This is a genomic window from Shewanella sp. Shew256 (genome assembly GCF_002196695.1).
GTDB classification, from domain to species: Bacteria; Pseudomonadota; Gammaproteobacteria; order Enterobacterales; family Shewanellaceae; genus Shewanella; species Shewanella mangrovisoli.
Window position 1 is genome coordinate 197,807 of sequence record NZ_NAJR01000006.1, and the last position, 14,803, is coordinate 212,609.

The window sequence follows — 14,803 nt, forward strand, 5'->3', positions numbered from 1 at the left end:
TTCTGCATTTTTGTTACTTATAGGACACAAGCCCGCAGCAAAGGGCTTTCCAACGACTAAACCTTGTGGCATGTTAGGCACGCTGACTTAATAAATCTACGGAAAGAAGAGACAATAAAGATGAACAAAACTGAACTTATTGCCAAGATTGCAGAAAATGCCGATATCACTAAAGCTGAAGCAGCACGTGCATTGAAATCTTTCGAAGCAGCTATTACTGAATCAATGAAAAACGGTGACAAGATCTCTATCGTTGGATTTGGCTCTTTTGAAACCACGACTCGCGCAGCTCGTACTGGCCGTAACCCACAGACAGGTAAAGAAATCCAGATCGCTGAAGCCACTGTGCCTAAGTTTAAAGCGGGTAAAACCTTGCGTGATAGTGTGAACTAATTCGCTCGACATCATTCTATAAAACGCCTCCTTTGTGGGGCGTTTTTTTTGCCCTGCGAAAAGCATGAAAGATGATTTTTTGCACAAATACAGTGCGCGCACCGCTCCATTTTTGAGCATTTTAAAACATTTTATTAACAATAATTTTGTAACCATTTGTTTTTAATGATGTTCAAATAATGGCATGTGATTAGCAATTCCCTTATCAGAAAAAACCATGATGCACCAATGTCACCCGCTCGGTGGTGACATGAGTGAATCGATAAATAAGTCAATCGAGGGGATGAGAATGAGAAAATCACTGTACAGCGTTTTGGCATTATCGACGGGATTGTTACTAACCACCAACGCCTTTGCGGCGGTGTCCGGCAATATTGGCGGCACGTCTAACTATCTATGGCGCGGGGTCACTCAAACCAATGATGCGGTCGCTATCCAAGGAGGCATAGACTACAGCCATGACTCCGGATTCTATGCCGGCACTTGGGCATCGAATGTCGACTTTGGCGACGATACCAGCTATGAGTTGGATCTCTACGCAGGCTACGGCGGCAACATCACCGAAGACCTCAGCTACGATATTGGCTACCTTTACTATGCCTATCCAGATGCTGAAGGCAGCATCGATTTTGGTGAACTGCATGGCGCTATCACCTGGAAATGGTTTGAACTCAGTTACTCACAGGTGATCAATGCGGGTGATGATGTCGCAGCCGAGCCATTAGATAACAAGGACATGAGTTACCTAGCGGCCACGGCATCTTTCCCGCTGACGGATAAACTCAGCCTGTCTTTGCACTACGGCTACTCCAGTGGCGATGTGGTTGAATCTTGGTTTGGCGAAGATAACTACGCAGATTACAACGTTACTCTGAGTGCCGATACCAGCATGGGAACCGTCTCATTTATGGTGTCGGATACAGATCTGCAGGGTGATGATGCCAAGGTAGTTTTAGGCTATTCCTACGGCTTTGATTTATAAGATTAAGCACTAAATTAAGCGCTAGTAAAACAAAAACGCCGCGATAATCGCGGCGTTTTTTATTAGGCAATCACGGCGCGATTCGATTTACGCGCCGATACCATCTTCTCAATGTACTCTACGATGGGTTCAGTGACCGAGATCCCTGTGGTCTGCTCAATCCCTTCGATACCAGGCGCCGAGTTCACCTCAAGGACCAAGGGACCGCGATTCGAGCGTAAAATATCGACCCCCGCCACCACTAAGCCCATGGCTTTCACTGCGGCAACCGCCATCTTGCGCTCCGCAGGGGTGATTTTCACTTTCTCACCACAGCCACCTAAGTGCAAGTTAGAGCGAAAATCTCCTTCGGGTCCTTGGCGCTTCATCGAAGCCACCACTTTATCGCCGACCACAAAACAGCGAATATCGCTACCGTTGGATTCCTTAATATATTCCTGCACCATGATATTGGCTTTCAGCCCTAAAAAGGCTTCGATCACGCTCTCGGCGGCGGTTTTGGTCTCGGCCAACACCACGCCAATCCCTTGGGTGCCTTCCAGCAACTTAATCACTAAGGGCGCGCCGCCCACCATGTTAATTAAATCGGGAATATCATTGGGTTTATTGGCAAATCCAGTAATAGGCATGCCAATGCCTTTGCGGGAAAGCAATTGCAACGCGCGTAACTTGTCCCGTGAACGCGCGATTGAAATCGAGTCGTTGGCGGCAAATACCCCCATCATTTCGAACTGGCGCACTACCGCGCAGCCATAAAAGGTCACGCTGGCGTGAATGCGTGGGATAATGGCATCGAACCCCGTTAATTCTTGGCCTTGGTAATGAATGCTCGGCTTGATGGAGTTGATATTCATGTAGCAATTCAAGGTATTAATAACCACAGCCTCATGACCACGGCTCTCGCAGGCCGCCACTAGGCGTCGGGTGGAATACAACTCAGGGAACTGGGATAAGATACCTATTTTCATTGCCAAATGACCAAATTAAACACTGTGATTGAAGCTCTGTGCACACTGCATCAGAAAGGGGCGCTGATATTTGTCTATTGCTGAGTGTAAAGCAAGAAAATATTCCTCACCAGACGAAAACCTCAGCCTTAGCCAAACGTAAGATAATCTTCACAATTTAGGGTCATTATTTTGTAAGTAGTGGAGTAATGTACTTGGCCTCAAATTCGCTCGCTTCTAAGGGCCGCGAAAATAAATACCCTTGGAGCACATTGCAATTTCGTGCGGTGCAAAACTCGGCTTGTTCAGCCGTTTCAATGCCTTCGGCAACCGATGTCACGTTAAAACCATAGGCAAAATTGAGTAATGCCGCGAGTAACCGAGTATCTTTGTCATCCTTATCGTAGGAGGCAATAAAGCTCTTATCAATTTTTAATACACTGATTGGAAAGAGTTTTATATGTTCTAGGGATGAAAAGCCTGTACCGAAGTCATCGAGTGCAAATCGCACTCCGAGTTGCGCAATTCTATCGAGTACCTTGGCATGTTCATGGGGTTCTTCAATCAAGCTGTTTTCGGTAATCTCAAGCTCTAGCGCTTTCGCATCTAATCCCGTGACCTCGAGGGCATGAACAATTTTTTCATATAGATCAATGTGTCCAATTTGCGATGCCGACAGATTAACTGCAATGGTAAAGCTATGTCCAACGGGGGTTAGCCGCGTGAGCCATTCCTGCGCCTGACGACAGGCTTCGATAAGCACCCAGTCACCGATTTCTTCCATCAGACCAATTTCCTCTCCAATGGATAGGAATTGATCCGGTGCAATCAAACCATCTTGCGGATGCAACCAACGGATTAACGCCTCCATCCCTATCACTTGATGGGTTTGAGAATCTACTTGTGCCTGATAATAAACCTTGAATTCATTCTGCTTTAGCGCCATGCGTAAGCTGGATTCGATATGATTACGGTAACGGACTTCTTTATCTAAGGCCTCAGAATAAAACTGAATTTGGTTGCGCCCCATTTTTTTGGCGCGATACATGGCAATATCGGCGCATTTCATCAACTCAGAGCTATCGGAAGCGGCCTCATTATAAAAAGCCACGCCGATACTGGCACCAATCATCACATCGTTTTCACCTAGGCAGAAAACCTCCTCAAAGGCCTTAAGCAGGCGATTGGCGACTATCATAGGGAAATATTTGTAGTCATTGTCGGTCACGAGTACCACAAACTCATCGCCACCTAAGCGGGCGATCACATCACCATCTCGTAGCACTGAGCTTAATCGTGAGGCGACTTTGACGAGTAAGATATCGCCAGTTTGATGGCCTAAAGTATCGTTAATTGCTTTAAAATCATCTAGATCGAGCAAGATAACGGCGAGAAAGTCATTACTGCGTTTTGCCCTTGCGATGGCACGATTTAGGCACAGTTCAAACCCGTAGCGGTTCACTAATTTGGTTAGAGAATCATGCTCAGCCAATTCTTTGAGTTTTTGATGACTATTTCTGAGGGCTAAGGCCATGGAGGAACGTTGTTTGGCGTACCGAATCGCACGGCTTAAGATCCGTGAATTGACTTCATCTTTTAACAAAAAATCCTGCGCGCCCAGCTCGATACAGCGCTGCGCCAGTTTCTCATCCTCATAGCGACTCAGCATCACCACCACAGTTTGGTCTTGAGTCATCGAATTGAGTTTGATCAGCACCTCTAAACCATTGGCATCGGGTAATAGATAATCCAATAAGATACCGTCGAAATGCCTTTCAAGAGCCAAGTTAAGGCCATCGAAAGCACAATTTGCTTCAACCACATTGAAGGCTAATTTGGACTGTCGCAGTGCCCGAATAATCGCAGTTCTATCGACTTCATCATCATCGATCAGCAGTAAATCCATATACACACCCTATACGGTTGGAAGCTCCACTATGCGCCAATAACCTTCCAACATATTGAAAATGTTGTTGAAACCATCCTTAATATCCGTTTTCACCATATAGCCTGCGACATGGTGACTATAAGCCTTCATCCGATCCTCATCGGTACTCGAAGTCGTGAGCATAAATACCACGGAGGAAGACAGGGTTGGGTCGGAGCGAATATGTTCAAGGAATTCAAACCCATTCATTCTGGGCATATTAAGATCGAGCAAAATGAGGTAGGAACCTTTTATCGCTTCGCTGTGGGTCAAAATACTTAATGCTTCTAGGCCATCTCGTGCACGTACTAAGGGGTTGAGCAATCTCAGTTGCTTCATCGCCCGCTGCACCGCCATATAATCCACATCATCGTCATCGACCAACAAAATCGTCACTTGTTTGTAGTTATTAGTGCTGCTCATATCCCCTCCTTGTTGACTATGCGCATCGGCCAGCTAAATCGAAAACAACAACCACGTCCCTCTGATTCTAGTTGAATTTTTCCACCAAGACTTTCTACCGTCTTTTTGACTAGCGACAAACCTAAACCGCTCCCCTCCACTTCATCCCTCGGCCTAAGCGTTTGGAACATCTCAAATACCTTGCCATGGTATTTAGTGGATATGCCTGGACCATCATCGATAACACTAAACCAGTAATGGGTGTTGGAGGCACTACACACCACTTTAATCACACCTTCAGCCTGATCATGGTGTTTAATCGCATTACTGAATAAATTCCTTATCACTAATTCGAGCAGAGTTTTTACGGTTTTAAATTGTGGGAAATTTCCTTCGAGCTCTAGGGAAAAGCCCTGCGGCGGTGCGACTAAGGCGAACATATCCTCAATCAGTTGCCGTGAATCAACATCGACAATCTCCGCATCGACTCGCCCAATACGCGAAAACATCAGCAAACCATCGAGTAGTAACACCATACGTTGGATACGACTTTGGATTAATCCTAAGTATTTTTGGACGTTTTCGTCCGTATTCTCGGACAAATCTTCACTTAACCAACTCGTTAGCTGTTCAATGCCCCGCAGTGGCGACTTAAGATCGTGGGAAGCGATATAAGCAAACTGGTCGAGTTCCTTGTTGATGCGCTCAAGTTCAGCTGTATGTTCAATCCGCTGCGCTTCGATCCGTTTGCGCTCCGACACATTGTTTATCGTTGCCAATATCGACACGCCATTGCTGAAGTGAATGGGGGTCAGCCCAACTTCAATCGCCAAGCGAGTCCCATCTTTGCAACAACCGAACAAGTCGTCTCGCAGTGACATGTTTTTCGCAATCGGTTGGGCGAGGTAACTGCCCATATGTTGCTGATGTATTTCCCTTAACCCCTCGGGTAATAACATATTGATTGAACGCCCGAGTAACTCATCCCGTGCGTAACCAAAGAGGCGTTCGGCATGGGTGTTCACTAAGGTGATAATGCCTTTTCTATCCACCATAAAGAGCGCACTAGGTGAAGCTTCAATCACGAGGCGGAAGCGTTTTTCATTGGCAATTAACTCTGCGGTTAACCTCGACTCTTGATAGCGATTTCGCGCCATCGTCAGCACTGAGTAAAACAAGGCTAAGATAAACGCACTCCCAATCACCTGAAGCCATACACTTTGGGTTTGTTCCGCGCTTGAGATAAAGCGTGATTCAGAGGACACCTCTAAACGCCAAACTTGGCCTTCCATGGTTTCTAGCTGGGATTGATAAAACACATCATTTGTAGAGGGCAAGGCTTTATGGCTGCTAAACATCAGGCTCTCGTTGTTGGCCTCCATACCATCGTAAATCGCCAGTTTTAATCCCGAAAAACGTTTCCCCATAATGCCTTGCATCAGATCATTCATACGAAATGGGGCGTACACCACGCCGATAGCCTGTTGCTTACGTTCTTCCTCCGTCATCGGCTGACCGCGGTATAACGGGACATACATTAAAATACCGGCTTGCGCATCATCAGGGGTTTCTTGCACTAGAGTCACTTTACCCGATGCGGTGGGGAGCCCTGTGGCAATGGCGTGTAAGATGGCAGCCCTGCGGGTTGATTCGGAGCACATATCGAAGCCAAATGCCCGTTGATTGCGCCAGTCAAATGGTTCTAAGTACTTAATCGCACAATAGAGATCTCTGTCCCCAACAGGGGTCACTCTATAGTCATCGAATCCTTCCTCTTGCACTTCTTGAGTAAAAGCCTCCACAGTTGCAGGCGTTAAGAGTTGGGCAAAGCCTAAGCCTTGAATCCCGGGGTAATATTCGGATAAACGAGCATTAGAAACATAGAGTTGCCATTCACGGCGAGTCACTCCATCCGAGGCAAGAAATAGCCCTACGCCGCCGCGCAATACCTGCTCATAGGCAGTCATACGACTGCTGACGGCACTAATAAGATCTTGAACATTATTGTTAAAACGCTCTTCACCCCGATCTCGTAAATATTCTTCAAGCACAAACCAAGAAAGCCCCATAAAAAAGACGGCGGCGAGTAACATCAACCAACTGGAGCTGATCACACTGGCATAAAAGCTTTTAGAGCTGTTGAAGTTGAAAGAATCAGGGAAACTATCCTTGTCCATACCCGCTAAATCCCTAGCACCGAAGAAGATTAAACACTGATCCAAGTGTTGTTGGTGTTTTAGGCAAATTCAAGTCTATCCGACTATTTAAGTAGGAATTAACTTAGAAAATAAAAATAATGAGTTATGCGCTAAATCACAAAATTCAGCGGTTGCTGAATGAGCACAAAAATAGCGTGACAATATGACAAGCTTACAGGGTCAATACTCCGCTTTACGGGAAGAAAATTTTACGTTCAGTCGTAAAATTTTTTGCTTTTCTGCCACACTCTTTTTAGATAGAAAGGCGTTAGGAACAACAATGAGGAATTCGTTATGGCTCATATTACTGAAGTCGTGCCCAACGATACTGAAATTGAGGCAATGACCACCCCTAGAAACAGCAAAGCAGCCGAGGCAATGCAACATAAGCGTGAGATAAAGAAACGCTTAGAAGATTACCTCGAACGCGCCGAGTTAAGACGTGCATTAGGAGATGACGACTTATTCTAAGCTTCCCGTTCCCTTAAGGCGTTAGGTCTCTCAAACCCGACGTTTTTCTAAAAGCCTCACCCAGCTCCTAGGGGCTGGGTGTACAATTTACTATTATTTTGATACTACTTTTTGCCACTCTTATAGGCCTGAGTTTTGATCAGTAGCCATTCCGCTTTTGCCCCAAGATACACATAAGCCCCTAATCCAACTAATAAACCCACTACAGCAAGCATCATCCAAATCGCCGGCTCGATATATTGTTTCTCCCCCAGTGACGCCTTAAACATGGTCAATAAAGCCTCAATTGAAATGGCGATCAAAATCGTTGAAACAAATCGAGTGATGGTTCGGCGGGTGGAGCTGTGACGAAAAATATCCTTATGCATTAATACTTCTTCCTCCAGAATTGTTTTCCCGAGGTCGAAGATCGCTAATGCCAGAGTCATAAAGATAATAATCCCAAAGGGTTGCAATGGGTCTTGCCCGACTTGCTCCACCACAAATAACCCATAAATATCCCTAAGCGCCGTCCAAAGTAGCACCATGACTAGCACAAAAAGCCCCGCGACTATCACGCCATACACGGCTTTAAACGCTGGCGTGACCCGCCGACGAGCACTGTCGCCCATCATAAATTCAATCATTCGCGTCAAATCCACATCGACGACTAGATAGCCGAGCTTTTGCTCCTGCTGCACAATCGCTAAGGAGGCCGATAAACATAAGTTCCCGCTGGCATTGGATAAATAAGGGCGAGTGATATTAACCCCATCAGACTCATCCCTATTGGTAAAATAGGGCCGTTGACTACGATCGCGATTACCGCCAAGGGGCACTAACTTGATCTGCTGATCGACCACTGCGATATTTTGGCTAATTTGCACCCCTTGGGTATCGAGCAAATACATCAGCTCGACAAAGGGATAACTGCCCGCAATACCCTTCATGGCCTTGATATCGACTTTTGGTTGGTGAAATAAGTCCGCATCGGCAATGCCCGTTAAAATAGACTCCATCAGCTCATGCACTGTGGCCTCATACTCGTGATAACGCTCAATCACACTCAAATAGCTCATTGCAGCCATAACTCTCTCCCATCGACGTTATCCGATTGCTCACACACGCAAAGCAGCTTTGATGCCAGCAAAATAAGTTAATGTTTAACAGTGAGTTATGAGATTAAGCCAGCACTGTCTCGCGCCAAAATAAGTCGCATTGCACCAAAATGATTCATTAAACCGATAACTTGTCAGTAATTTAATCGACAATATTCAATTGCTTGAGGGGAGAAACCTATAAATGCAGCGGCTTTACCGCTATGATTAAGCTAATTTTTATCGTCCAAGTCGCAACAGGATTACGGGAATGTCAGAGTCGTTAGCCCAGTATCAAGAAGATTTACGCCGCCTTTCCGATGAGCTTATCCGCATCCAAACGCCGATTAAAATTTTAGATGCCATCAAATGGCCACGGGAAATGGAAGAGCGTTTTCTCTCCGGTAAAGGCACGGTTCTGCCAGCGATTAGCCAAGATTTTTATCAAAAAATTGCCTTGCCCTTCGATCCCGTTAAAACTCAAGCCGAGCTGCTTGACCTAAAACAAGAAATCCACCGCCGTTTAGGTAAAAAAGACAAGCTGGGTAAGATCTTAATTGCTAACGTCGATCAATATCGCTTGGTTGTCGATATGCTGGGTCATCGAGGAACACCCGTCTTTGGTCAGCTGAGCCAAGAACTCTACGGCAGCGCCAGCCACAGACTACATGGCGATCGCCACACCCTGCGCCAATTGGGCGATAAACTCAGTTATATTTTCTCATTGCCCGCCGCGCGGCATATGAATAAGCATCATCCCAAAATCATTAGTGCCCCTGAAGCCGTGAATGTGCTGAGCCAGCGATTGGAAAAATACTTCCACAGTGATGATATGCGGGTGCGCTTGAGTGACGGGATTGTGTCCGATGCTGCAGTCGGTGGCGATACGGTCAAACTCAACAGCAAAGCTATGTTCAGCGAGTCAGATCTCAATGTGTACGAAGTCCATGAAGGCTGGGTGCATGTGGGCACTACCCTCAATGGCCGTGCTCAGCCCCATGCTACTTGGCTTAGCGTCGGGTCTCCCCGCGTAGCAGCCACCCAAGAAGGGCTTGCGGTGTTACTCGAAATGCTCACCTTGAGCTCAAATCCAGGCCGAGCACGCCGTATTAGCGACCGTGTCGCTGCGGTAGATATGGCGGAAAAGGGGGCGAACTTTATTGAAGTGTTCAACTATTTTAGGGAGTTAAATCTTAGCGCTAAGGACAGTTATCGGGTCACGCAAAGGGTGTTTCGTGGCGGCATGGTCGAAGGTGGCAGCTTTTTTACCAAAGATATTTCCTATGTGCGCGGCTATGTTGAAAACATCAACTTTATCCGCAGCGCCATCACATCGGGTTTACCCGAACTGATCCCTATGCTGTTTTTAGGCAAGCTGGCCATCGAAGATATCCCTGTACTCTATCAAGCTTGCCAAGAAGGGATTCTTACACCACCTAAATATTTACCGCCGATGTTCGACAACTTCAGCGGCTTGTATGCTTGGTTTGGTTTCGCCTCAGGATTAGCCGGAATCGATCTGAAAGGGGTGCAACGTCACTTCACCCGCTTATTTAAAGACGTCCCCAGTATCGACCCAAGCCTCGAGTTACTCGACGACACTGAATTTGATAATAACTCGGACTAACACTGTAATGTGGCCCACAGAACTCAGAGCTGTGGGCAATCACTTAAGCTGTCACCCAGACTAATTTGGGTAAGGCATTTAAATCCAATATATCGCCTCGGGTAGCGATGGCCAGCGCCTTAGGTTTGGTTTTTGAGTCTTGATTCATCACAGCGACTAATCCCTGCTGGGCTTCGGGCTCACCGTGAACAAGCACCAGGGGCGGCTGCGCTTCAAAATGTCGATACCAACGTAATAACTCCGCCTGATCCGCGTGGGCCGATAAGCCTCCGACTGTATGCAATTTAGCGGCAACTTTGATGCTATTGCCATGGATAGTGAGCTCCTCGGCGCCATCGACTAAGGCGCGTCCCGGCGTACCAAGTGCTTGATAGCCGCAGATAATCACATCGCATTCTGGACGCCATAGATTGTGCTCTAAGTGACTGCGGATGCGGCCACCGTTACACATGCCGCTGCCCGCAATAATGATCAATCCTTTGTGCACATCGTTAAGGGCGATAGACTCCTCAGTCGTTTGGATAAATTCTACATTCGACAATAACGGATGTTGCCCCGGATGCTGGCGCGTAAAGCGCTTAAAATCATCATCCATTAAGGGGTAGTTATTGACATACACCCGCGTCGCCTCAATTGCCATAGGACTATCGAGGCAGACTTTCCAGCGGGAGAGATCCCACTCTTTGGCATATAAATGAAATAGATACAAAAGCTCCTGCGCACGCCCAACGGAGAAGGCAGGCAACAGAATATTGCCGTGACTCTCGGTCACCGCCTTGGCGAAAATCGCCTTTAACTCGGCCAGAGTATCGGTCCAACTACGGTGGAAACGATTACCGTAGGTGCTTTCCATTAACACTAAATCGGCGGTGTCGACTAAGGTGGGATTACGTAATATCGGCATGCCAGCGCGGCCAAGATCGCCACTAAATACCAGTTTCTTCTGCGCTTTCCCCTCACCTAACCAAAGCTCCACCAGTGCCGAGCCTAAAATATGCCCCGCATCCGATAAGCAAATATCCACATGGGGCTGCACTCGGGTGACTTGGCCATATTCAAGCGACACAAACTGAGTAATAGCCTGCTCCGCATCTTCTACGGTAAATAACGGCTCTAAAGGCTCCAACTCATGCTTCGCACGTTTTTTATTGGTTCTTTCGGTATCGCGCACCTGCAACATGGCGGCATCTTTCAGCATGATGGCACACAGCTCAGCCGTCGCTTTATGGGTAAAAATCGGCCCGGTATAGCCTGCCTTAACCAACAGAGGTAAGCGGCCCGAATGATCAATATGGGCGTGACTCAAGACAACGGCTGAAATCGCAAGGGGATCGAAGCTAAAAGGTTCGTGATTACGCAACTCATCGGCCTTGCCGCCTTGAATGAGGCCGCAATCGAGCAGCATTTGCTTACCTGCCACTGTGAGTAAGTGGCACGAGCCAGTCACTTCCTCGGTCGCGCCCAAAAACTGCAATGTCATCTGCATAACTTGCCTCCAGCATGTTTATCTCTTTTAAAGATAGACTATGCCCTTATTCCTAAAAGAAAAAGGAATAATTGGTAAAGCATGATCAAAGCCAACTTTCGATGTAAAAGCTTGGAGATCAATAACCTAACAGAGGGTACAACTGGCCCTGACGAACCGTTTTATCGGCTTGTGTCAGCGTGCCATCCCGCAGCCATTGTTCGAGTTGTTTTTGCAATATGGGTTGCACTTCGGCGGCCGTCATGCCGGCATGAATATCCGCACTGTAGAGCAGTTTCAGCAAAATATAATCCAGCCCGGTGAGTAAATCCTGCGGTGTTTTATCGTTAAAAATGGAAGGAAATACTTTCACCGAATCATTGGGTAGGCCCAACACTTGGGTGATTTCTTCCACCACGCAGGCCACCAATTTGCCATGCATTTGCGCTTGGTCGACCGGGATAACGACCCAGGCGCGCTCAATCTCACTCTGGGAATTAAGCGCAAATTTCCCCATACAAACAGAGCCATGAATATTACTGGCCGCACTTGCCCCCATAAGACGCATCACCACATCGGCCCATTGGGATTGACGGGTAAAGACTAAATGTAAGTTGGCCTCTTCGAGCGTATCCACCTTGGCAATACTGTGGCCGGTGATTTGTGCCAGATGACTTAAATGCATTTGCACTAATTGTGCATGCAACCCATTATCACTCACTTGATGCTCGACAAAGACGCGCACGGGCTGACGCCATTTCCGTACTCGATGTTTATCTTTATCGTATTCATTTTTAAGGGCTATCTCATCAAAGGCTTGAATAATATAGGCGGGATTTTTCCAATCTCGAATAGGCTTTGGCGCGAGATTTGGTTTCTCAGCCAATGCGGAATTTGAAGCAGGTGTAACCGATGCTAAGAGCGGCGAAACAGCGAATAGCGAAGCCATGCAGACAAGGCAAATAGTTCTAACGCCCGGTAAACGCTTTCGCCAGCTCAACATCTTGCTATCCTTTGACTTGTCGAGGCAGCTTGATAGAGATCAGTGCCGTTATTGCAATAAAGGCCGTCGAAATCCACAAACAGGCCACCAGTCCATAACTCTGATACACCCAGCCCGAAAGCACAGTTCCCACTAAACGCCCCATGGCATTAGCCATATAATAGAACCCAACATCGAGGGATACCGCCTCTTCACTGGCGTAACTCACAATTAAATAGCTGTGCAGTGACGAGTTAATCGCAAACAGTCCGCCAAATAACATCAGCGCCAAGATCAGACTGAGCTGTGGTGAGAAATCCAGATACAAACTGAGTGCAATTAACGCGGGAATAAAAGCTAATAAGGTCGACCAAACTAAGGCGGTATAACCATCGGGGATGCGCTGCGAAGTGCCAGCTTCCGCTTTGCTCGCACCAGTAATCTTCGGTGCTAAGGTTTGCACTATGCCGTAGCCTATCACCCAGAGCGCCAAAAAGCCGCCCACGGCCCAATGATCCCAGCCCCATTGACTCGCCAGATACACGGGCAAAGCCACCACAAACCACACATCCCTTGCGGCAAACAAAAAGAGTCGCGCCGCCGAGAGAATATTTACGCTGCGACTCTTAGAAAAAATCTCGGTAAACTTAGGTTTATTCTTCGCTTTCCCCAAGTCTTTTTTCAGCAAGACCAGACTCATTAACCACACCAGCGCAAGCACGGCCATCATGGCGGCAATCGCTATATTGAAACCCAATCCCGCCAGCAAGGCGCCACCGAGGAAAAATCCCGCCCCTTTAAGGGCATTTTTAGACCCGGTTAACAGGGCAACCCAATGGTAAAGCCTGCCCTGCTCGCCCTTTGGTACCAACAATTTAATCGCGCTTTTTGCGCTCATCTTGTTGAGATCTTTAGCAATGCCCGAAAGAGCCTGCGCCGCCATCACCCAGGGTACGCCCGCGAGCCACAGCGGTAAACTGGCAGCAGGCACCAATAACATCCCTAATGCCAACACCTGCATACCAAGGCCTAGATTCATGGTGCGATTAAGCCCCAAGCGAGCGCCGAGATAACCGCCCACCAGATTGGTCACGACACCAAAAATCTCATAGAACAAGAACAACATCGCAATCGCGAATGGCGTATAACCGAGATCGTGAAAATGCAGCACCACCAACATCCGCAGCGCACCATCGGTTAAGGTAAAACTCCAATAATTGAAGGTGATCAGCAAATATTGCCGCACGGCCGCGGGCAATTGCATCAGTTGCTCAAATAGCTTGGTAGCAGGCACAGTGCTCTCCTAACGCGGCAAATCAAGCTGGCCGACTAAACGGGCAAGCTCTGCCGTACGGTTGGCATATCCCCATTCATTGTCGTACCACACGTAGAGTTTTAGCTGAGTCCCATTCACCACCATGGTCGAAAGCGCATCGACAATGCTCGAACGGGGATCGGTTTTATAATCAACCGACACTAATGGCCGCTCCTCATAGCCTAAAATGCCCTTGAGTTCGCCTTCGGCGGCGGTTTGTAGCAGTGCATTCACTTCCGCTTCGGTCACGCTGCGCTCAAGCTCAAATACACAATCGGTGAGGGATGCGTTGGCGAGCGGCACCCGTACGGCATGGCCATTCAGCTTACCCTTAAGCTCAGGGAATATATGGGTAATTGCCGTCGCACTGCCCGTGGTGGTGGGGATTAAACTTAACCCACAGGCACGGGCGCGGCGCAGATCCTTGTGCGGTGCATCCAGAATCGTCTGAGTGTTGGTAATATCATGGATAGTGGTCATAGAGCCGTGCTTGATGCCAATCTGCTCATGGATCACTTTCACCACAGGCGCAAGACAGTTGGTCGTGCATGAAGCCGCGGTCACAATCGGATGAATAGCCGGGTCGTATAACTGATGATTCACTCCCATCACCACATTTAACACACCTTCCTCTTTGACTGGCGCCGTCACCACCACCCGCTTCACGCCTTGATCTAAATAGGCTTGTAGTAAGGCTTTGGTTTTCATCACCCCAGAGGCTTCAATCACCACATCGCATCCCGACCAATCGGTCTCGGCAATCGTCTTATTACGTGTGGTGCGAATGGTTTTGTCTTGGATTTGAATACCATCCTGATTCGCCGTGACCGGATAACGCCAGCGACCGTGAACTGAATCGAACTCAAGCAAATGGGCCAAGGTAGCCGCATCCCCAGCGGGATCGTTGATCTGCACAAACTCAACATCATCCCATTCCCACGCCGCGCGCAGAGCTAAACGCCCCATGCGCCCAAATCCATTAATCCCGATTTTAATTGCCATGATTTATAACTACCTA

General features: G+C 47.7%; 13 protein-coding genes. 4 read left to right on the forward strand and 9 right to left on the reverse strand.

Annotated elements, in window-relative coordinates; genetic code table 11:
- Positions 1–120 precede the first annotated feature (120 nt).
- Together B5P39_RS13180 and B5P39_RS13185 are read left to right on the forward strand one after the other, a co-directional pair.
- On the forward strand, positions 121–393 hold the full coding sequence (locus B5P39_RS13180) for an HU family DNA-binding protein (protein WP_011715748.1): 273 nt from the start codon (positions 121–123) through the stop codon (positions 391–393).
- Positions 394–682: 289 nt separating this feature from the next.
- Entirely contained in the window at positions 683–1,375 is a 693-nt protein-coding gene (locus B5P39_RS13185) for a TorF family putative porin (protein ID WP_088211820.1), read from the forward strand.
- 62 nt (positions 1,376–1,437) lie between these two features.
- Here the strand turns inward: B5P39_RS13185 and rimK are convergent, their stop codons facing one another.
- The 4 genes from rimK to B5P39_RS13205 all read right to left on the reverse strand — a co-directional run bounded on the left by rimK (position 1,438) and on the right by B5P39_RS13205 (position 6,828).
- Positions 1,438–2,343, reverse strand: coding sequence for a 30S ribosomal protein S6--L-glutamate ligase (gene rimK, locus B5P39_RS13190; RefSeq protein ID WP_088211821.1), 906 nt, complete (start codon positions 2,341–2,343; stop codon positions 1,438–1,440).
- Positions 2,344–2,509: 166 nt separating this feature from the next.
- Entirely contained in the window at positions 2,510–4,228 is a 1,719-nt protein-coding gene (locus tag B5P39_RS13195; RefSeq protein ID WP_088211822.1) for a putative bifunctional diguanylate cyclase/phosphodiesterase, read from the reverse strand.
- A gap of 9 nt (positions 4,229–4,237) precedes the next feature.
- Positions 4,238–4,672: a response regulator gene (locus B5P39_RS13200; protein WP_011715744.1), complete on the reverse strand. Its 435-nt coding sequence runs from the start codon at positions 4,670–4,672 to the stop codon at positions 4,238–4,240.
- Entirely contained in the window at positions 4,669–6,828 is a 2,160-nt protein-coding gene (locus B5P39_RS13205) for a CHASE domain-containing sensor histidine kinase (RefSeq protein WP_088211823.1), read from the reverse strand. The genes B5P39_RS13200 and B5P39_RS13205 overlap by 4 nt, the downstream gene beginning before the upstream one ends.
- Positions 6,829–7,143: 315 nt before the next feature.
- On the opposite strand from B5P39_RS13205, the gene B5P39_RS13210 reads away from it, so the two are divergent.
- Entirely contained in the window at positions 7,144–7,320 is a 177-nt protein-coding gene (locus B5P39_RS13210; protein WP_011070882.1) for a PA3496 family putative envelope integrity protein, read from the forward strand.
- Between the two features lie 104 nt (positions 7,321–7,424).
- On the opposite strand, the gene B5P39_RS13215 is transcribed toward B5P39_RS13210, so the two are convergent.
- Positions 7,425–8,387 carry a PDC sensor domain-containing protein gene (locus B5P39_RS13215; protein ID WP_011715742.1) on the reverse strand — a complete coding sequence of 321 codons (963 nt, stop codon included), beginning with the start codon at positions 8,385–8,387 and terminating at the stop codon, positions 7,425–7,427.
- Positions 8,388–8,667: 280 nt separating this feature from the next.
- On the opposite strand from B5P39_RS13215, the gene B5P39_RS13220 reads away from it, so the two are divergent.
- Positions 8,668–10,023, forward strand: a complete 1,356-nt coding sequence (locus B5P39_RS13220; protein WP_088211824.1) for a flavohemoglobin expression-modulating QEGLA motif protein — start codon at positions 8,668–8,670, stop codon at positions 10,021–10,023.
- Positions 10,024–10,066: 43 nt separating this feature from the next.
- Here the strand turns inward: B5P39_RS13220 and B5P39_RS13225 are convergent, their stop codons facing one another.
- From B5P39_RS13225 to B5P39_RS13240, 4 genes are all read right to left on the reverse strand, one after another.
- Positions 10,067–11,509, reverse strand: a complete 1,443-nt coding sequence (locus tag B5P39_RS13225) for an MBL fold metallo-hydrolase RNA specificity domain-containing protein (protein ID WP_088211825.1) — start codon at positions 11,507–11,509, stop codon at positions 10,067–10,069.
- Between the two features lie 118 nt (positions 11,510–11,627).
- Positions 11,628–12,491: a DUF2927 domain-containing protein gene (locus B5P39_RS13230; RefSeq protein WP_088211826.1), complete on the reverse strand. Its 864-nt coding sequence runs from the start codon at positions 12,489–12,491 to the stop codon at positions 11,628–11,630.
- A 4-nt stretch (positions 12,492–12,495) separates the two neighbouring features.
- Positions 12,496–13,734, reverse strand: a complete 1,239-nt coding sequence (gene arsJ, locus B5P39_RS13235) for an organoarsenical effux MFS transporter ArsJ (protein ID WP_408733575.1) — start codon at positions 13,732–13,734, stop codon at positions 12,496–12,498.
- A gap of 39 nt (positions 13,735–13,773) precedes the next feature.
- Positions 13,774–14,787, reverse strand: a complete 1,014-nt coding sequence (locus tag B5P39_RS13240; protein WP_088211828.1) for an ArsJ-associated glyceraldehyde-3-phosphate dehydrogenase — start codon at positions 14,785–14,787, stop codon at positions 13,774–13,776.
- Between the last annotated feature and the right edge of the window lie 16 nt (positions 14,788–14,803).